The organism is Kitasatospora sp. NPDC056651, assembly GCF_042792155.1.
GTDB lineage: Bacteria > Actinomycetota > Actinomycetes > Streptomycetales > Streptomycetaceae > Kitasatospora.
This window is the reverse complement of sequence record NZ_JBHTWX010000092.1, coordinates 14,778-36,528: the sequence shown is the minus strand read 5'-3', so window position 1 is coordinate 36,528 and position 21,751 is coordinate 14,778. Positions and strand designations below refer to the sequence as shown.

Annotated in this window: 1 protein-coding gene; it reads right to left on the bottom strand. The window is 74.4% G+C overall.

All coding sequences use genetic code 11. From position 1 onward, the window contains the following. On the bottom strand, positions 1–21,312 hold a 21,312-nt coding region (locus tag ACFRAR_RS28870; RefSeq protein WP_380701398.1), incomplete at its 3' end, for an SDR family NAD(P)-dependent oxidoreductase. Positions 21,313–21,751 lie beyond the last annotated feature (439 nt).

Sequence of the window (21,751 nt, the reverse complement as noted above, 5' to 3'; positions counted from 1 at the left end):
GTCCGGTTCGGTGGTCGCCGCTTCCAGGACCGGCCACGCCACCTGGTACGGCACGTCCTGGGTGGTGGCCCCCGTCGGCCGGCGCAGGGTCAGCGAGGCGATCTCGGCGACCGGCGCGCCCGACTGGTCGGCGAGGCCGATCGCACAGGTGTCCTGGCCGGTCACGGTCAGCCGGACCCTGGCGTGCTCGGCCCCCCGCCACCAGGAGATCCCGGCGAAGGAGAACGGCATCTTCGCCCGGTCGTCGGCGACGGTCACGGTCTGGATCGCGGCGTCGAGCAGGGCGGGGTGCAGGGCGAACCGGGTGTCGCCGGGGGGTACGGTCACCTCCGCGTAGAGGGTGTCGCCGTCGCGCCAGGCCGCTCGCAGCCCTTGGAAGGCCGTGCCGTAGACGAATCCGGCGTCGGCCAGGTCGTCGTAGAAGGCGTCGAGGTCGACGGCTTCGGCGTGCGGCGGCCACTGCCGCGCCCAGGGCTCCCGTGGGGCGACGGGTACGGCGCCCAGGGTCCCGGTGGCGTGCCGTACCCACTCGCCGTCCGCGCGCGAGTGGATCGAGACGCTGCGCCGGCCCGCCCGGTCGGGGCCGACGGTCACGGACACCTGCACGCCGTCCGCGACCACCAGCGGTGTCTCCAGCGTCAGGTCCTCGACCGCCGGGCGGCCGACGTGTTCGCCGGCCCGGAGCGCCAGGTCCACGAACGCCGCGGCGGGCAGCAGGGGCGAGCCCGCGATGACGTGTTCGGTGAGCCACGGCTGCGCGGCGGTGGCGAGTTGTCCCGTCAGCACCACGCCGTTGTCGTCGGGGAGTTCCATGGCGTCCCGCAGCAGCGGGTGGTCGATCCGGCCGTCACCGGTCGGTGCCGGGGTGGTGGGCTGGAGCCAGTAGTGCCGGTGCTGGAAGGCATACGAAGGCACCCGCACGTCCGACCTCCCCGCCGCCGTCGTTGTCGTCGCGGCCGGCGTCCAGCGCACCGCGCCGTCCGCCCACAACCGCCCCAACCCCGCGAACAACCGCTCCGGAGAATCACCACCACGGCGCATCAACCCCGTCCCCACCAACAACGGATGCGGACCCACCTCCACCAACCCCACAACACCCTGACCCGCCAGCCACTCCACGGCGTCGGCGAACCGCACCGGCTCCCGCACCTGCCGCACCCAGTACCCCGGCTCCCCCATCTCCACCGGACGCCCCGCCACCGTGGAGACCACCGGAATCACCGGCTCACCGAACGACAGACCCGCCGCCACCCGGCCCAGCTCCTCCAACACCGGATCCATCCGCGCCGAATGGAACGCGTGACTCACCGCCAACCGCCGCACCCGGCGACCACGGCCCCGCCACACCTCAGCGACCGCCTCCACCACGGCCTCGTCCCCCGACACCACCACCGCGTCCACCCCGTTGACCGCCGCCACCTCGACCCCCGGCAGCAACGAGCCCGCCACCTCCTCCACCGACGCCTGGAGCGACACCATCGCCCCACCACCCGGCAGCCCCCGCATCAGCCGGCCCCGAGCCCCCACCAGCACACACGCGTCCTCCAGACCCAGAACACCCGCCACATGAGCCGCCGCCACCTCACCCACCGAATGCCCCACCACGAAGTCCGGCCGCACACCCAGCCACTCCACCAGCCGGAACAGCGCCACCTCCAGCGCGAACACCGCACCCTGGGTGAACTCCGTCTCCCCCAGCACCCCCTCCCCGTCCTCGAACAGCACCCCCACCGGCAGGCCCAGCAGCCCGCACACCTCCTCCAACACCCCCGCGAACACCGGGAACTCGCGGTACAGACCCCGCCCCATCCCCGCCCACTGACCACCCTGACCGGAGAACACGAACGCCGACTTCCCCGGGGAGGCCGTGCCCGTGACGATTCCGGGCTTTCCATCGATCAGTGCATCCAGGCCGGCCGGGTCCGTCAGCACGGCACGGTGCGGGAACCGGGCCCGCGCGGCCAGGTCCGCGGCCACCTCGGCCGGTGTGACCTCGGGGTGCTCGGCGAGGAACCCGCGCAGCCGGCGGGCCTGGTCACGCAGGGCCGCGTCCGACTTGGCCGACAGCAGCCACGGCACCGGCACGACGGCTGCGGAAGCCGGATCGCCGGCAGGGGACTCGGGCGACGTCTCCTCGGCCGGGTCCGGGGCCGGCGCCTCCAGGATCACGTGCGCGTTCGTACCGCTGATACCGAACGCCGAGATCCCCGCGCGACGCGGGTGGCCGCTCTCGGGCCAGGGCCGGGCCTCGGTCAGCAGCCGGATGTTTCCGGACTCCCAGTCGACGTGCGAGGTCGGCGCATCCACATGCAGCGTCGGCGGCAACTGCCCGTGCCGCATCGCCATGACCATCTTGATCACACCCGCCACACCCGCCGCCGCCTGGGTGTGCCCGATGTTCGACTTCACCGACCCCAGCCACAACGGCTCCACCCGATCCCGGCCGTACGTCGCCAACAGCGCCTGCGCCTCGATGGGATCACCAAGCGTCGTCCCCGTACCGTGCGCCTCCACCACGTCCACCTCGGACGCCTCCAACCCCGCATTGGCGAGGGCCTGACGGATCACCCGCTCCTGCGACGGACCATTCGGCGCGGTCAGGCCGTTGGACGCGCCGTCCTGGTTGACCGCGCTTCCCGCGACGACCGCCAGCACCTCGTGGCCGTTGCGACGGGCGTCCGACAACCGCTCCAGCAGCACGACACCCGCACCCTCACCCCACGCCGTACCGTCGGCGGCCTCGGCGAACGCCTTCACCCGCCCATCCACCGCGAGCCCCCGCTGGCGCGAGAACTCGACGAACCCCGCCGGCGTCGCCATCACCGTCACACCACCGGCCAATGCCAGCGAGCACTCCCCCGAGCGGAGCGCCTGCGCCGCCAGGTGGATCGCCACCAGCGACGACGAGCACGCCGTGTCCACCGACACCGCCGGACCCTCCAGCCCCAGCAGGTACGACACCCGCCCGGAGGTCACACTCGTCGCCGTGCCCGTGGAGAGGTAGCCCTCCAGGTCGGGCGGCTGTGCCCCGGCGCCATAGCCCGAGGACCAGATGCCGGTGAAGACGCCCGTCTGACTGCCCCGCAACGACGTCGGATCGATCCCCGCGTCCTCCAACGTCTCCCACGCGGTCTCCAGCAGCACCCGCTGCTGCGGATCCATCGCCAACGCCTCACGCGGCGAGATCCCGAAGAACGCCGCGTCGAAGTCGCCGGCGGCGTCGAGGAAGCCGCCCCACCGCGTGTACGACGTCCCCGGAGCACCGGCCGGATCGTAGAGACGGCCCACGTCCCAGCCACGATCCGACGGGAACTCCCCCACCGCATCGACCTCACCCGACACCAAGCTCCACAGCTCCTGCGCCGAGCCCACCCCACCCGGATACCGGGCCCCCAGCCCCACCACGACCACCGGATCACCCGACACCGGACCCCCCACCCGCACGGGTGAGGCAGGGGCCTGGCGCCGGGCGCCGACCAGGAGGTCCCGCAGGTGGCCGGCCAGCGCGTCGGGGGTCGGGTGGTCGAAGACCATCGTCGCGGGCAGCCGTACCCCGGCGACCGCGGACAGCCGGTTGCGCAGTTCCACTGCGGTGAGCGAGTCGAAGCCCAGGTCCTTGAAGGCCCGATCGGCGCTGACGGCCGCGGTGTCGGTGTGGCCGAGGACCGCGGCCGTCTGGCCGGTGACCAGTTCCAGGACGCGGCTGCGCTGCTCGGTCTCGGGCAGAGCCGCCAGTTCCCTGCCCAGGCCCGGCCGGTCCGTGCGCCGGACGGGCCTGGTACGGGTGAGGGCGCTGAGGAGGGGGCGGGTGGCCGCCGCCGACAGGTCGAGGTGCGCGGGGACCAGCGCGGGATCGGCGGTGCCCAGGGCCAGGTCGAACAGTGCCAGCGCCTGGTTCGTGGGCATCGGCAGCACACCGGCGCGGGCGATGCGCGTGCGGTCGGTGTCGGTGAGGTGTTCGGTCAGCCCGCTGGCCTCGGCCCAGTAGCCCCAGGCCAGCGACACCCCCGGCAGACCGAGGGCATGCCGGTGCACGGCGAGGGCGTCCAGGAAGGCGTTCGCGGCGGCGTAGTTCGCCTGGCCCGGACCGCCCAGCACTCCGGCGGCGGACGAGAAGAGCACGAACGCGCTCAGGCCGAGGTCTTTCGTCAGCTCGTGCAGGTGCCAGGCGGCGTCGGCCTTGGGCCGCAGCACCTGGGAGATCCGGTCGGGCGTGAGGGATTCGACGACGCCGTCGTCGAGCACGCCGGCCGCGTGCACGACCGCGGTCAGCGGACGCGCGGCCGGGATCGAGTCCAGTACGGCCGCCAGGGCGTCCCGGTCGGCCACGTCGCAGGCCACCACCTCGGCGTCGAAGTCCACCTCCGCCGCGGTCCTGCTGAGCAGGAGCAGGTGCCGGATGCCGTGCCGCTCGCGCAGGTGCCGGGCGACGAGGCGGCCCAGTGTTCCGGTGCCTCCGGTGATCAGCACCGTTCCGTCCGGGTCGAGCCGGCCGGGTGCCGGGGCCGCTTCGGCCCGTACCAGGCGGGCGGCGTGGGCGGCACCGTCGCGGACGACGAGCTGCGGTTCGTCCCCCGCGACGAGGACGCGGTCGTCGGTGTCGACGAGCACGAACCGGTCGGGGTGTTCCGCCTGGGCCGCGCGGACCAGGCCCCAGACGACGCTGGACGGCAGGTCGACGGGGTCCGGCCCGACCGCCCCGCGGGTCACGACGGCCAGCCGGCCGTCCCCGTCGCGCAGGAAGTCCTGGAGCACGCCCAGCGTCTCGGCGGCGACGGTGTGCGCGGCCGCCACGGGGTCTCCCTCCGGGGGCGTGACGTGGTGGACGGCCGGGGGTTCGCCGGTGCTCTCGACGGGCACCCAGTCGAGGCGGAAGAGCTGGTTGGTCCCGGCGGCCGCCGTGCCCGGCGGCCGGTGGCGCACGGTCAGCGCGTCGATCACCGCCAGCGGCCCGGATTCGTCGGCGAGCGCGACCCGGAAGGTGTCGGGGCCGGTGGGCGTGAGGCGGACCCTGGCCGTGGAGCCGGCCTTCCGCATCGACACGCCGGCGAAGGAGAACGGCAGGCGGCCGGCCGCCAGCAGGGTCAGCGGCTGGAGTGCGGCGTCGAGCAGCGCGGGGTGGAGACCGAAGCGGTCGCGGGTGTCGGCGGGCAGCGCCACCTCGGCATAGAGCTCGTCGCCCTGCCGCCGGATCTCGCGTACGCCCGCGAACACCGGCCCGTACTCGTAGCCCTGGGCGGCGAGGGTGTCGTAGAAGTCGGTCAGGTCGACGTGCTCACCGGCCGGCTGCCAGAGCTCGCCGGTGTCGTACGGGTGGGGGCTGCCACCGGTCGCCAGCATGCCGGTGGCGTGCCGCAGCCAGGTGCCGCCCGTCCGGGAGTGCACGGTGACGGGGCGGCGGCCCGTCCCGTCCGGTGCGCCGACGACGACCTGGACCGGCACGGAGCCGTCGTCCGGCAGGATCATGGGGGCTTCCAGCACCAGTTCGTCCAGGACGTCGCAGCCGGCCTGCCGTCCGGCGTGCAGGGCGAGTTCGACGAACACGGTGCCGGGCAGCAGCACGGAGCCCAGGACGACGTGGTCGGCCAGCCACGGCCGGGTGGCCGTCGAGAGCCGCCCCGTGAGCAGGACGCTCTGGTCCCCGGCCAGTTCGACGACGGCCCCGAGCAGCGGGTGCCCGGCCGAGTCCAGGCCCGCCGCCGACACGTCGCCCTTCGCGGCGGCGGGGTTCAACCAGTACGGCCGGTGCTGGAAGGCGTACGTCGGCAGCGGGACGTGCTGGGACTCGCCCGGGAGGACCGGCGTCCAGTCGACGGCCACGCCTTGCGTGTGCAGGCGTGCCAGGGCGAGGTGGAACTCCTGCCTGCCGCTGTCGCGGCGCAGCGTGCCGGTCACGACGCCGTCCATCACCGGCACCAGTACGGGGTGCGGGCTGACCTCGACGAACACGGTGTGGCCGTGGTCGAGCAGCGCACGGGTGGTCTGGTCGAACAGCACGGGTTCGCGGAGGTTGCGGTACCAGTAGTCGGCGTCGAGCGCGGAGGTGTCGATCTCCTCGCCGGTCACCGTGGAGTGGAACGGGACGTCCGCCGAGCGCGGCTCGATCCCGGCGAGGTCGGTGAGCAGTTGCTCGCGGATCGCCTCGACCTGGCCGGAGTGGGCGGCGTAGTCGACCGGCAGGCGGCGGGCGCGGACACCGTCGGCCTCACAGGCCGCCAGCAGTTCGTCCAGCGCGTCCAGATCACCCGACACCACCACGCTGTCCGCCGAGTTGACCACCGCCACCGTCAGCCGGCCGTCCCAACGGGCCACGAACTCGGCCGCCCGCCCATGCCCGAGACCGACCGACACCATCCCGCCCCGGCCCGCCAAAGCGACCAGGGCCCTGCTGCGCAGAGCGACCACCTTGGCCGCGTCCTCCAGGGACAACGCCCCCACCACACACGCCGCCGCGATCTCCCCCTGCGAATGCCCCACGACCGCATCGGGCTCCACACCATGGGCACGCCACAGTTCAGCGAGCGCCACCATCACCGCGAACAGGGCGGGCTGCACCACATCCACCCGCTCCAGCGACCCACCGCCCGTCAGCACTTCCACCAACGACCAGTCCGTGTACGGCGCCAACGCCGCGTCACACGCGTCGATCGCCTCCCGGAACACCGGCTCCGAGCCGTACAACTCCCCACCCATCCCCACCCACTGCGCACCCTGCCCCGGGAACACGAACACCGACCGACCCGGCGAACCGGCGGCCACACCCGTGATGACGCGGGGGTCTCCGTCGGCGAGGGCGGCCAGTTCCGCCATGAGGTCGGTCCGGGTGCTGCCCAGCAGGGCCGCCCGGTGGGCGAGCATGGTGCGGGTGGTGGCGAGGGCCCGGCCGATCGCGGCCGGCCGGAGTCCGGGGTGGGCGGTGATGTGGTCCGCGAGCCGTCGGGCCTGGGCGCGGAGGGCGTCATCCGTCTTGCCGGACAGCAGCCACACGGTGGGCTCCGCGGAGTCGTCCGCGGCGGGTTGTTCGGGCCCTTCTTGTTCGGGGGGGCCCTCCGGGAACTGTTCGATGACGACGTGGGCGTTGGTGCCGCTGGCCCCGAAGGCCGAGATGCCCGCGCGGCGGGGACGCCCCGTCTCCGGCCACGGCCGGGCCTCGGTCAGCAGCCGGATGTCACCGGTGTCCCACTCGACATGCGGTGTGGGCTCCTGGACGTGCAGCGTCGGCGGCAGTTCGGCGTGCCGCATCGCCATCACCATCTTGATCACACCCGCCACACCCGCCGCCGCCTGGGTGTGCCCGATGTTCGACTTCACCGACCCCAGCCACAACGGCTCCACCCGGTCCCGGCCGTACGTCGCCAACAGCGCCTGCGCCTCGATGGGATCGCCGAGCGTCGTCCCCGTACCGTGCGCCTCCACCGCGTCCACCTCGGACGCCTCCAACCCGGCATTCGCGAGGGCCTGACGGATCACCCGCTCCTGCGACGGACCGCTGGGCGCGGTCAGGCCGTTGGACGCCCCGTCCTGATTGACCGCCGAACCCCGGACGACCGCCAGCACCCGGTGGCCGTTGCGCCGGGCGTCCGACAGCCGCTCCAGCAGCACCAGCCCCGCCCCCTCACCCCATGCCGTACCGTCAGCCGTCGACGAGAAGGGCTTGCACCGGCCGTCAGGGGCCAGGGCACGCTGGCGGGAGAACTCCGTGAACTGCAGGGGGGTCACGCTCACGGTCACCCCGCCGGCCAGGGCGAGCGAGCACTCCCCCGAGCGCAGTGCCTGCGCGGCGAGGTGGATCGCCATCAGGGACGAGGAGCAGGCGGAGTCGACGGACACGGCCTGGCCCTGGAGGCCCAGCAGGTAGGAGACCCGGCCGGAGGTGATGCTCGGCGAGATGCCGGTGGCGAGGTAGCCCTCGGTGTCGGGCGGTGCCTGGTCGGGGCTGCCGACGTAGCCGGAGGACCAGATACCGGTGAACACGCCCGTCTGACTGCCCCGCAACGACGTCGGATCGATCCCCGCGTCCTCCAACGTCTCCCACGCGGTCTCCAACAGCACCCGCTGCTGCGGATCCATCGCCAACGCCTCACGCGGCGAGATCCCGAAGAAATCGGCATCGAACCCCGCCGCGTCCGCGAGAAAACCACCCGACCGCGTATACGACGTCCCCGGATGATCCGCATCCGGATGGAACAACCCCTCGACATCCCACCCGCGATCACCCGGGAACCCCCCGATCGCGTCCACCCCACCCGACACCAGGCCCCACAACTCCTCCGGCGACCCCACCCCACCCGGCAACCGGCACCCCATGCCCACGATCACCACCGGATCACTCGACACCGGAACCCCCACCGGCACCACCGCCGCGCCGGCCGTACCCGCACCCGCACCGGAGAGTTCGGCTGTGAGGTGGTCGGCGAGGTCGGCGGGGGTGGGGTGGTCGAAGACGAGGGTCGCGGGCAGCCGCAGGCCGGTGGCGCCGGCGAGGCGGTTGCGCAGTTCGACGGAGGTCAGGGAATCGAAACCGAGGTCGCGGAAGGCGAGTCCGGGGGTGATCGCGGCGGCGTCGGAGTGGCCGAGGACGGTGGCGGTGTGGGCGGCGACCAGGGACAGCAGGTCGGACGCGGGGGCCTTGGGCGTCGGCAGGGTCTGCGGCATCGAGAGGTCGGCCGTGGTCAGCGCGGGACGTCCGGCGGCCAGCGCGGTGTCGAACATGGCCAGGGCGCGTTCGACGCCGATGGGGCGGATGCCCTTGCGGGCGAGGCGTTGGCGGTCGGCCGCGGTGAGGCGGGCGGTCATGCCGCTCTCCTGCTCCCAGTAGCCCCAGGCCATCGACACGGCGGGCAGTCCGAGGGTCTGCCGGTGTGCGGCGAGCGCGTCGAGGTAGGAGTTCGCGGCCGCGTAGCCGGCCTGGCCGGCGTTGCCGAGTACACCCGCGGCCGCGGAGAACAGCACGAAGGCGGCGAGGTCGTGCTCGCGGGTCAGCTCGTGCAGGTGCCAGGCGCCGTCGACCTTGGGGCGCAGCACCCGGTCGAGCTGCTCCGCGGTCAGCCGTTCCACCACGGTGTCGTCGAGCACGCCGGCCGCGTGGACGACGGCGGTGAGCGGACGCTCGGCCGGGATCGAGTCCAGGACGGCCGCCAGCGCGTCCCGGTCCGCGACGTCACAGGCCGCGACCCGCACGTCGACGTCCCCTCGCGCCTCCAGGTGCGGCACCGCGCCGCCGCCGCGGCTGACGAGCAGCAGGTGCCGTACCCCGTAACGGGACACCAGGTGTTGAGCGACGGCCTGGCCGAGGGTGCCGGTGCCACCGGTGATCAGCACGGTGCCGTCGAGGTCGATCCGCCGGGGGACGGTGAGGACGATCTTGCCGGTGTGGCGGGCCTGGCTCATCAGCCGGAAGGAGGTGACGGCCTGGCGGAGGTCCGCGGCGGTGACCGGCAGCGGCTCCAGCGTCCCGTCGGCGACCATCGCCACGACCCTGGAGAGGATGTCGCCCTGCCGCGCGGGGTCGACGTCGTTGAGGTCGAAGGCCCGGTAGATCAGGCCCTCGGGTGAGCGGACGTCCGTCTTGCCCAGCTCGACGAACCGTCCGCCGTCGGCGAGCAGCCGCAGGGAGGCGTCGGTGAGTTCTCCGGCGAGCGAGTTGAGGACGACGTCCATGGCCGGGAACCGGTCGGCGAACCGGGTGTCGCGGGACGAGCCGATGTGGTCGTCCGCCAGTCCGAGGCTCCGCAGGGTGTCCCACTTGGCGGGGCTCGCGGTGGCGAAGACCTCCGCGCCGCTGTTCAGGGCCAACCGGACGGCGGCCATGCCCACGCCGCCCGCGCCGGAGTGGACCAGGACCCGGTCGCCGGGGCGCAGTTCGCCGAGGTCGAACAGCCCGTACCAGGCGGTGGTGAACGCGACGGGCACCGACGCCGCCTCGGTGAAGCTCCAGCCGTCGGGGATCGCCGTCAGGAGCCGGTGGTCGGCGACCGCGCTCGGCCCGAAGGCGCCGGGCATCAGTCCGGTGACGCGGTCGCCGGGCCGCCAGGCCGTGACGCCGGGGCCGACTTCGAGGACGGTGCCGGCCCCTTCGCCGCCCAGCGGGGGCCGGTCCGGGTACATGCCGAGGGTGATGAGCACGTCGCGGAAGTTCAGGCCGGCCGCGTGCACGGCGACCCGTACCTGTCCGGGTTCCAGCGCGGCCTCCTGCCAGGGCAGCAGGGCCAGGTCGTCCAGTTGCCCGGTACCGGGCTCGCTCAGCCGGTACGCGCCGTCGGGGGCGGTCAGTTCGGCCGCGTACCTGGCCTGCCGCGGCACGAGGACGCCTTCCCGGCGCAGGGCCAGTTCGGGTTCGTCGCCGGCTGTCGTGGCGGCCCGGACCGCGTCCTCCTCGGACGCGTCGGAGTCGTCGCCCATGTCGACCAGGACGAACCGGCCGGGGTGCTCGGCGGCGGCGCTGCGGACCAGGCCGCGTACGGCCGCGCCCGCCACGCCACGGGTCAGGACGGCCAGGCGTGCGGCCGTCCGCTCCGGCTGCTCGGCCAGGAAGTCCTGGACGAGCGCCCGGGCCCGCTGGACGAGGGCGTGCACGGAGTCCGCGTCGGCTTCCGCGGCGAGCACCGGGCTCGGCACCACCTCGGTCGGTGTGCTCGCGGTGAGGGGCACCCACTGGGTGTGCAGCACCGCGGCCCGGGCCTCGGCGGCCGGACGGACGGTCAGCGCGGTGATGTCCGCGACCGGGTTGCCGGACAGGTCGGTCAGTGTCGCGCGGTAGGTGCCGCTGCCCGTGCGGACCAGGTGGACCCGGGCGGACGACACGCCGGTGGTGTGCACGGCGACGCCGGAGAAGGAGAACGGCAGCCGGACCCGGGTGTCGGGGCTGAGCAGGATCAGCGGCTGGAGTGCGGCGTCCAGGAGCGCGGGGTGGAGGCCGAAGCGGGCGCCGTCGGGGACGGACACCTCGGCGTACAGTTCGTCCTCGCCCTGCCACAGCTCCCGTACGCCCCGGAACGCGGGTCCGTACTGGTATCCGAGTCCGGCGAGGAAGGCGTAGAACCCTTCGGGGTCCACGGGTTCGGCGTTCCTCGCGGGCCAGTCGAGGCGGCCGGCCGTCACCTGGCCGCCGAGGGTTCCGGACGCGTGGCGGACCCAGCCGTCGCCGCCCTTGGAGTGCACGGTGACCGGGCTGCGGCCGGCGTCGTCCGGGGCGCCGACCGAGACCCGGATGTCCGTGGGTGTGTCCGAGAGCGCGAGGGGCAGGTGCAGGACGAGGTCGTCGAGGGTCCCGCCGGCCAGGGTGGCGAGTTCGAGGAAGGCGGTACCGGGCAGCAGGACCGTGCCGTCGACGGCGTGGTCGGCCAGCCAGGGGTGGGTGCGGGTGGAGACGCGGCCGCTGTGCACGGTGCTCCCGTCGGGCAGTTCGACCGTGGTGCCCGCCAGCGGGTGCCCGGTGCCGTGGTCGCCGGCCGCGGGGGTGAGCCAGTAGGTGCTGCGCTGGAAGGCGTAGCCCGGCAGCCTGACGCCGTGCGGGCGGTCGTGCGGCCAGGTCACGGCGACGCCCTGGACGTGGAGGCGGGCCAGGGCGGTGTGGAACTCCCCGATGGCGCCGTGGTCGCGGCGCAGGGTGCCGGTCGCTACGCCGTCCAGGTCCTGCACCAGTACCGGGTGCGGGCTGACTTCCACGAACACCTCGTGGCCGTCGGCGGTGAGCCGGGCGGTGGCCAGGTCGAACCGTACGGGTTCGCGGAGGTTGCGGTACCAGTAGTCGGCGTCGAGCGCGGAGGTGTCGACCGGTTCCGCGGTGACCGTGGAGTAGAAGGGAATCGCCGCGGGCCGGGGCCGGATGTCCGCGAGTTCGGTCAGCAGCTGCCCGCGGATCGCCTCGACCTGCGCCGAGTGGGCCGCGTAGTCGACGGGGATGGCGCGGGCGCGGATGCCGTCCCCGGCGCAGGCTGTCAGCAGTTCGTCCAGGGCCCCGGGTTCGCCGGACACGACGACGGTCGAGGCGGAGTTGACCACCGCGACGGTGATCCGGTCGCCCCAGGGGCTCAGGTAGCCGGCGGCGTCGTCCGCGGACAGCGCGACCGAGACCATGCCGCCGTGTCCGGCCAGGGCGACCAGGGCCTTGCTGCGCAGGGCGACCGCCTTGGCGGCGTCGTCCAGGGACAACGCGCCCGCCACGTACGCCGCCGCGATCTCCCCCTGCGAGTGCCCCACGACGGCGTCGGGCTCCACACCATGGGCACGCCACAGTTCAGCGAGCGCCACCATCACCGCGAACAGGGCGGGCTGCACCACATCCACCCGCTCCAGCGACCCACCACCGGTCAGCACCTCCACCAACGACCAGTCCGTGAACGGCGCCAACGCCGCGTCACACGCGTCGATCGCCTCCCGGAACACCGGCTCCGAGCCGTACAACTCCCCACCCATGCCCACCCACTGAGCGCCCTGCCCCGGGAACACGAACACCGACCGACCTACCGGGCGAGCGGTCCCGGTGACCAGACCCGGCGCCGTGCCGCCCTCCGCCAGGGCGTCCAGGGCCGCGGCGGCGCCCACCACCACGGCCCGGTGCTCGAACACGGTGCGGGCGGCCAGAGCGCCCCCGACCGCCGCCGCACTCACCTCGGGATGGGCGGCGGTGAAGGCGCCCAGCCGGCGCGCCTGCTCCCGCAACGCCGCCTCGGATCTGGCCGACAGCGGCCAGAGGACCCGGTCGTCCGCGCGGCCCCGGGGAGAGGGTGCGGCGGAGTCGGCCTCGGCGGGCTGTTCGAGGATGCTCTGCTCGATGATGACGTGGGCGTTGGTGCCGCTGATGCCGAAGGCGGAGACGGCGGCCCGCCGTGGCTGCCCGGTCCCGGGCCAGGCGACCGGTTCGGTGAGCAGGCGGACCGCGCCGGAGGCCCAGTCGACGTGGGAGGTCGGCGCGTCCACATGCAGCGTCGGCGGCAGTTGCCCGTGCCGCATCGCCATGACCATCTTGATCACACCCGCCACACCGGCCGCCGCCTGGGTGTGGCCGATGTTCGACTTCACCGACCCCAGCCACAACGGCTCGTCACGGTCCCGGCCGTACGTCGCCAGGAGTGCCTGCGCCTCGATGGGGTCACCGAGCGTGGTTCCGGTGCCGTGCGCCTCCACCGCGTCCACCTCGGACGCCTCCAACCCGGCATTCGCCAGCGCCTGACGGATCACCCGCTCCTGCGACGGACCATTGGGCGCGGTCAGGCCGTTGGAGGCGCCGTCCTGGTTGGTGGCCGAGCCCCGGACGACCGCCAGCACCTCGTGGCCGTTGCGGCGGGCGTCGGACAGGCGTTCCAGCAGCAGCAGGCCGGCGCCCTCGGCCCAGCCCGCCCCGTCGGCCGCGGCGGCGAAGGACTTGCTGCGACCGTCGGGCGCGCTCGCCCCCTGCCGGGACATCTCGGTGAGCAGCGTGGGTGCCGCGTTGACGGTGACGCCGCCGGCCAGGGCGAAGGAGCATTCGCCGGAGCGCAGCGCCTGAGCGGCCAGGTGCAGGGCCACCAGGGACGACGAGCAGCCGGTGTCCAGGGACAGTGCCGGGCCGAGCAGGCCCAGCTGGTACGCCAGCCGACCGGACCCCACGCTCGACGCGGTGCCGGTGACCTGGTAGCCCTCCAGGTCGTCGGGGACCGGTCCGGCGGCGTAGCCGGTGGACCAGATGCCGGTGAACACGCCGGTGGGTGTGCCCTCCAGCGTGGTCGGGTCGATACCGGCGTACTCGATGGTCTCCCACGCGGTCTCCAGCAGGATGCGCTGCTGCGGGTCCATGGCGAGCGCCTCGCGGGGCGATATCCCGAAGAACGCCGCGTCGAAGTCGCCGGCGGCGTCGAGGAAGCCGCCCCGGGACGTGCGCGACGTGCGGGGGCGGCTTCCCGTCGGGTCGTACAGGCGGTCGAGGTCCCATCCCCGGTCGGCCGGGAGGTCGCCGACCGCGTCCACGCCGTCCGCGACCAGCCGCCACAGGTCCTCGGGGGTGCCGACGCCTCCGGGGTAGCGGCAGCCCATGCCGATGACCGCGATCGGCTCGTCCGTCGCGGCCGGGGCCGGGGCCCGCGGCGCGTCCCGCTCGCCGGACAGGTGGGCGGCCAGCCGTGCCGGGGTGGGGTGGTCGAAGACGAGGGTGGCGGGCAGTCTCACCCCGAGCGCGGCGGTCAGGCGGTTGCGCAGTTCCACCGCGGTCAGCGAGTCGAAGCCCAGGTCCTTGAACGCCTGCCGGGGGTCGAGCCGCTCGGGGGTGGCGTGTCCCAGCACCCCGGCGACGTGGGTGGTGACCAGCTCCAGCAGGTCGGTGCCGTCGGCGGGGGGCGCGGGTCGGGGGGCCTGCGGCCGGCTGTGGGCCTCGGGCAGGTCCCGCAGCAGTCGGCTCGGCCGCGCGTGGGTGTAGGCGCGGGCGAACTGTGCCCAGTCGGCCTCGGTGACGACCGCGAGGGCCTCGTCGTGGTCGAGGACGTCCTGCAGCGCGTCGAGTGCCCGGCCCGGGTCCAGTTCGCCGAGGCCGAGCAGGGTGCGCTGGCGCTGCACGGACTCCAGGGCCGCCATGCCGCCTTCGGCCCAGATGCCCCACGCGACGGAGGTCGTGGCGCGGCCCCGGGCACGGTGCTGTGCGGCCAGGGCGTCGAGGAAGGCGTTGCCGGCGGCGTAGGCCGCGCCGTGGCCGTCGCCCCACACGCCCGCGGTGGAGGAGAACAGGACGAAGGCGTCGAGGTCCGGCAGGAGTTCCGCCAGGTTCGCCGCCCCGGCGACCTTGGCCGTGATGACCTCGGCGAGCTCCGCCGGTGTCGTGTCGGCCAGCCTGGTCGCCCTGATCACGCCGGCGGTGTGGAAGACGGCGCGGATGTCGCCGACGCGCTCGACGAGCTCCCGCAGGGCCTCGCGGTCGGCGACGTCGCACGCCGCCACGGTCACCCGCGCCCCGGCTGCCTCCAGTTCGTCGCGCAGGGCGGCCGCGCCGGGTGCGTCGGGGCCGCGGCGGGCGGCCAGCACGATGTGCTCCGCGCCCAGCCGCGCGAGGCGGCGGGCCACGTGTCCGCCGAGCGCGCCGGTGCCGCCGGTGACCAGCACCGTGCCCCGCGGCCGCCAGGACCGCGCGGCCGGGCCCGACGGGGCCTTGCGGCGCAGCCGCTTGGCGAAGCGCCGGGTGCCGCGGATCGCCACCTGGTCCTCGCCCGTGCCGGCGAGCACGGCGAGCAGCGCGTTCACGCTCTCCTCGTCGGGCACGGCGGGCAGGTCGACCAGGCCGCCCCAGCCGTGCGGGAACTCCAGCGCCGCGGACGCGCCGGTGCCCCACGCCAGGGCCTGGGTCGGGCTGGTGACCGGGTCGGTGCCCGAGGTGCTCACGGCGCCGCTGGTCGCGCACCACAGCGGGACGGCCGCCGTCCTCACCGGGTCCGGGCTGCGCTCCGGGTCCAGGGTGCGGACCAGGTCCAGGGTGCGGACCAGGCCCGTCGGGAGCACCGGGTGGTCGGGGTGCGGCTCCTCGTCCAGCGCCAGCAGCGACAGCACACCGTCAGGACCGGGCCGGGCGCCCCCGGTTCCGGCCCCGTCCCCGAGGCCGGCCCCGTCCCAGGTACCGGCCCCGTCCCAGGTGTCGGCCACCGCGAAGCCCCGTTCGCGCAGGGCCTCGGTCCACGGGTGCCCGGCCGTGGCCAGGACGAGCCAGCGAGCCGGGTCCACCGGGGCCGCGGGGCCGCTCGTCGGTGCCCATGCCACCTCGTACCGCCAGTCGTCACGGGGCACCGGCGGGGTCGCGGTCACCCAGTAGGGCTCGCGCTGGAAGGCGTACGTGGGCAGGTCCGCCCTGGGTGCGGTGCGGGGCAGGACCGGAGTCCAGTCGACGTCGGTTCCGGCGGCGTGGAGGCGTCCCGCCGCGGCGAGGAACTCGGTGAGGCCGCCGTGGTCGCGGCGCAGTGTCCCGGTGGCGGCGGCGTCCAGCGCGGGCACCAGCACCGGGTGCGGGCTGACCTCCAGGAACAGGTCGTGGCCGTCGGCGGTGAGCCGGGCGGTGGCCAGGTCGAACCGTACGGGTTCGCGGAGGTTGCGGTACCAGTAGTCGGCGTCGAGCGCGGAGGTGTCGACCGGCTCGCCGGTGACCGTGGAGTAGAACGGGATCCCCGCCGACTGGGGCGTGATGTCGGCCAGTTCGGTGAGCAGTTGCTCGCGGATCGCCTCGACCTGCGCGGAGTGGGCGGCGTAGTTGACGGGCAGGCGGCGGGCGCGGACGCCGTCGGCCTCGCAGGCGGCCAGCAGTTCGTCCAGCACGTCGGGGTCGCCGGACACCACGACCGCCGCGGGTCCGTTCACCACGGCGGTGGTCAGCCGCCCGCCCCAGCGGGCCAGGTGGTCGGCAGCCTGTTCGACGGACAGTGCGAGGGACACCATGCCGCCCCGGTCGGCGATGACGGCCAGCGCCCTGGACCGCAACGCCACGACCTTGGCGGCGTCCCTCAGCGACAGCGCGCCGGCGACGTACGCGGCGGCGATCTCCGCCTGGGAGTGGCCGACCACGGCGTCCGGCCGCACGCCGTAGGACCGCCACAGGTCGGCCAGCGCCACCATGACGGCGAACAGGGCCGGCTGCACCACGTCGACGCGGTCCAGCGAGCCGTGGCGCAGTTCGTCGACCAGCGACCAGTCGGTGTACGGGGCCAGGGCGGCGGCGCAGGCGTCGATGCCGGCGCGGAAGACCTCGGACTGCTCGTACAGGTCACGGCCCATGCCCGCCCACTGCGCCCCCTGTCCGGGGAAGACGAACACGGTCCCGCCGGTACGGGCCGACAGTCCCGGCAGTCCCGGCAGTCCCGGCTGGAGCGCGGCCAGGCCGGACAGCAGGTCGGCCCGGTCGGCGCCGACCACCGCGGCCCGGTGCTCGAACCGGGTGCGGGCGGCCAGTGCGCGGCTGATCGCGGCGGCCGGGACGTCGGGGCGGGCGGTCGCGTACGCGTGCAGCCGCTCGGCCTGGGCGCGCAGCGCGGCGTCGGTCTTCGCGGACAGCAGCCAGGCGGTGGGGGCGGCCCGGCCGGCGGGTTCGGGAAGGTGGCCGGGGTCCGGATCGGAGGACTGCTCGATGATCAGGTGGGCGTTGGTGCCGCTGATGCCGAAGGCCGAGATGCCGGCGCGGCGCGGGTGCTCGTGCTCCGGCCACGGCCGGGCCTCGGTGAGCAGCCGGACGCTGCCGGAGGCCCAGTCGACGTGCGGGGAGGGGGCGTCCGTGTGCAGGGTTCGCGGCAGTTCGCCGTGCCGCATCGCCATGACCATCTTGATCAGGCCCGCGACGCCGGCGGCGGCCTGGGTGTGGCCGATGTTGGACTTCACCGACCCCAGCCACAACGGCTCGTCCCGGTCCTGACCGTAGGCGGCCAGCAGGGCGTGGGCCTCGATGGGATCGCCGAGCGTGGTGCCGGTGCCGTGGGCCTCCACCGCGTCCACCTCGGACGCCTCCAACCCGGCGTTGGCGAGGGCCTGACGGATCACCCGCTCCTGGGAGGGGCCGTTGGGCGCGGTCAGGCCGTTGGACGCGCCGTCCTGGTTGACCGCGCTTCCCGCGACGACCGCCAGCACCCGGTGGCCGTTGCGGCGGGCGTCCGACAGGCGTTCCAGCAGCACCAGGCCGGCGCCCTCGGCCCAGCTGGTGCCGTCGGCCGCGGCGGCGAAGGGCTTGCTGCGGCCGTCCGCCGCGAGGCCGTGCTGGCGGGAGAACTCGGTGAAGCCCAGCGGTGTCGCCATGACCGTGACACCGCCGGCGAGCGCCAGCGAGCACTCGCCCGCGCGCAGGGCCTGGGCGGCCAGGTGGACGGCGACCAGGGACGACGAGCAGGCGGTGTCCACGGACAGCGCCGGACCGCGCAGCCCGAGGTGGTAGGCGACCCGGCCGGACGTGACGCTGGTCGCGACGCCGGTGAAGAGGTAGCCCTCCAGGTCCTCCGGCAGGCCCGGCCCGGTCGCGTAGCCGGACGACCAGACGCCGGTGAACACGCCGGTGTGGCTGCCGCGCAGCGAGGCCGGGTCGATCCCGGCGTGTTCGAAGGCCTCCCAGGCCGTCTCCAGCACGAGCCGCTGCTGCGGGTCCATGGCGAGCGCCTCGCGGGGCGAGATGCCGAAGAACGGAGCGTCGAAGCCGGCCACCGCCTCCAGGAACCCGCCCCGGGTCGTGTACGTGGTGCCCGCGCCGCGCAGTTCCGGGTCGTACAGGCCGCCCAGGTCCCAGCCGCGGTCGTCCGGGAAGTCGCCGATCGCGTCCGCGCCCTGCGCGACGAGTCGCCACAGGTCGTCCGGCGAGGCCACCCCGCCGGGGAAGCGGCAGCCCATCCCCACGATGACGACCGGGTCGTCGTGGGCGGCGGCGGGGGCGGCCTGGGCGTCGGGGGCCGGCCGGTCGCCGGGGCCGGCGCGCAGCCAGTCGATCAGCTCCGCGGGCGTCGGGTGGTCGAAGACGAGACCGGAGGGGAGTTTCCGATCCAGGGCGCCGGCCAGGCGGTTGCGCAGTTCGAGCCCGGTGACCGAGTCGAAGCCGAGGTCCTTGAAGGTGAGCGCGGGATCGATGTCCGCGGGGTCCTCGTGGCCCAGCACGAGCGCGATCTGCGCGGTGACCACGGCGGCCGCGTCGACCGTGTCGCCCGGCTCGGGATCGCGGGTCTCCGGGCCGCCGTCCGGCCGGCCGGTCGCGGCGGTCGCGGCGGTCGCGGCGGTCTCCGCCGCGTGTGTCCCCTGGCCGGCCGGGGTCCGTCCGCTCTGCCCGGCCGTCGCTCCGGGCAGCCAGTACGGACGACGCTGGAAGGCGTACGTGGGCAGGTCGACCGGCGCGGCCTCGGCGACGGCCGGGGACCAGTCGACCGGCACACCGGCCACGAACAGCCGGGACAGCGCGGTCAGGAAGACGTCCGGCCCGCCCCGGTCACGGCCGAGCGTGCCGGTGGCGACGCCGGGCCCGCCGGTCCGCTCGCGGGCCTGTTCCAGGATCTGTTCGACGGCGGGCAGCAGCACCGGGTGCGGGCTGACCTCGACCACGACGTCGTGCCCGTCCGCCAGCAGTGCGGCGGTGGCCAGGTCGAAGCGGACCGGCTCGCGCAGGTTGCGGTACCAGTAGCCGGCGTCGAGCTCCGTGGTGTCGTCGAGGAGGCCGCCGGTGACCGCGGAGTAGTACGGGATGGTGCCCTGCCTCGGCCGCACACCGTCCAGTTCGGTGTGCAGCCGCTCGCGGATCGCCTCGACGTGCGCGGAATGGGAGGCGTAGTCCACCGGGACGACGCGCGCGCGGACACCGTCCGCCGCGCAGGACTCGACCAGTTCGGACAGGGCCTGGGTGTCACCGGACACCACGACCGAGCCGGTGGCGTTGACCACGGCGACCGTCAGCGCGCCGCCCCAGCGCGACACGCGTTCCTCGGCCCGCTCGGCGGACAGGGCCACGGACACCATGCCGCCCCGGCCGGTCAGCGCCACCAGCGCGCGGCTGCGCAGTGCCACGATCCGGGCCGCGTCGGACAGCGACAGCGCGCCCGCGACGTGTGCCGCGGCGATCTCGCCCTGCGAGTGCCCGACCACCGCGTCGGGCTCGACGCCGAAGGAGCGCCACAGTGCCGCCAGGGACACCATCACCGCGAACAGGGCCGGCTGCACGACGTCCACGCGGTCGAGCGGGGCGCCGTCCAGGACATCGGCCAGGGACCAGTCGGTGTAGGGGGCCAGGGCCTGGGCGCACTCGTCCATGGCGGCCCGGAAGACGGGGTACTCGGCGTACAGCTCCCGGCCCATGCCGACCCACTGCGCGCCCTGGCCGGGGAACACGAAGACGGTACGGCCCGGGGTGCCGGCCCGGTCGGCGGCGACCTGGGCGGAGTCGAGCAGGACCGCGCGGTGCGCGAAGCGGGTTCTGGTGGTGGCCAGCGCGTGCGCGACCTCGGCGCCGGTCAGGTCCGGGTGGCTGCGCACGTGTTCGCGCAGGCGCTCGACCTGCGCTCGTAGCGCCTGCTTGGTCCGCGCCGTGACGATCCACGGCGCCGGCCGGGCCCCGGGGGCGGGCCGGCGGGCCGGCGGCGAGGCCGCGTCGGGTGCCTGCTCGACGATCACGTGCGCGTTGGTGCCGCCCATGCCGAACGACGACACGCCGGCGAGCAGGGGCGCGTCCGGCCTCGGCCAGGGGGTCAGAGCGGTCTGGACCCGCAGCGCCAGTGCGTCGAGGGGGATGCCGGGGTTGGGGGTTTCGTGGTTCAGGCTCGGCGGCAGTGCGCGGTGGTGCACGCTGAGGACGGCCTTGAGCAGACCGACGATGCCCGCGGCGCCTTCCAGGTGGCCGACGTTGGTCTTGGCGGATCCGACCCGCAGGGCGCTGTCGGCGTCGCCGGACTCGGCCGGGTCGCGGTAGGCCGCCGCGAGGGCGGCGGCCTCGACGGGGTCGCCGACAGCGGTGCCGGTGCCGTGCAGCTCCACGTACTGCACGTCCGCGGGACGCACGCCGGCGCGGGCCAGTGCTTCGCGGATGACCTGTTCCTGGGCCTGCGCGCTGGGCACCGTCAGGCTCTGTGTGGCGCCGTCGTTGTTGACCGCGCTGCCCCGGATGACACCGTAGACGCGGTCCCCGTCGGCCAGGGCCCGGGCCAGCGGTTTCAGGACGAGGAAGGCGCCGCCCTCGCCGCGGACGAAGCCGTTGGCCCGGGCGTCGAAGGTGAAGCAGCGGTCGTCCGGGGACAGGCCGCCGAACTCCGCCGCCCCCTCCTCGCGGGCGGCGGTCAGGTTGAGGTTCACCCCGCCGGCCAGGGCGAGCGCCGACTCGCCCCGGCGCAGGCTCTCGACCGCCAGATGCACCGCGACCAGCGCCGACGACTGGGCCGTGTCGACCGTCATGCTCGGTCCGCGCACACCGAGGAAGTGCGAGACGCGGTTGGCGATGACGCCCCGGTTGGTGCCGGTCAGCGTGTGCGGCGTGATGTGACCGGGGTAGGCCAGGGACGTGTAGTCCTCCCACATCGAGCCGACGAACACGCCCGTCGGGCCGCCCGTCAGCGTGCCCGGCACGATCCGGGCGTCCTCCAGGGCCTCCCAGGCGAGTTCGAGCATGAGCCGCTGCTGCGGGTCCATGCCGACGGCCTCACGGGGGGACACACCGAAGAACGCCGCGTCGAAGCCGTCCACCCGGTCCAGGTAGCCGCCGTGCCGTACGCCCTGCCGGCCCGCGGGCGGCGCGGTGATCGCGTCGGCCCCGTCGCACAGCAGCCGCCAGAACGCGCTCGGATCCGGGGCTTTCGGCAACCTGCCCGCCATACCGATGACAGCGACACGATCAGCGTCCGAATCCAAGGGGAAGCGCATCACATCGACACCTCGTGAGCCGGGGATTGAAGGAAGGCGGGGTGTTTCCGTAGCAGTCCCGATGGTGCGACTCCGGCCGCGCGAGCGGCCGGATCATCGAGCACGTGGGCAGCCCGGCGACCCGGTGGTATCCGAACCCGGGCTCGACCGCGCTTCTAGCGCCTGGATCAGTGGAGCGGTCCTCGAGAGCGACAGCGTCGGCGACGCTCTCCCTGAGGAAGATGCACTGGTGCGCTGAGCGTAGGGGCCGAAGCGATGATCGTTCCGCCGCGCAAACGAGGATGGCAGCAACATCACGCCATCGCCATAGGCCAGGCGAAGGCTGTCTCAAACGAGGCACATCGCAATGTCATATGCCTGCACGCTCAAGGCATCCTTTGGCGAGATCCGTCCCGTGCCCCATGAGACGCCTCGTTCCTCACGGACGGCCCGCCGCGGT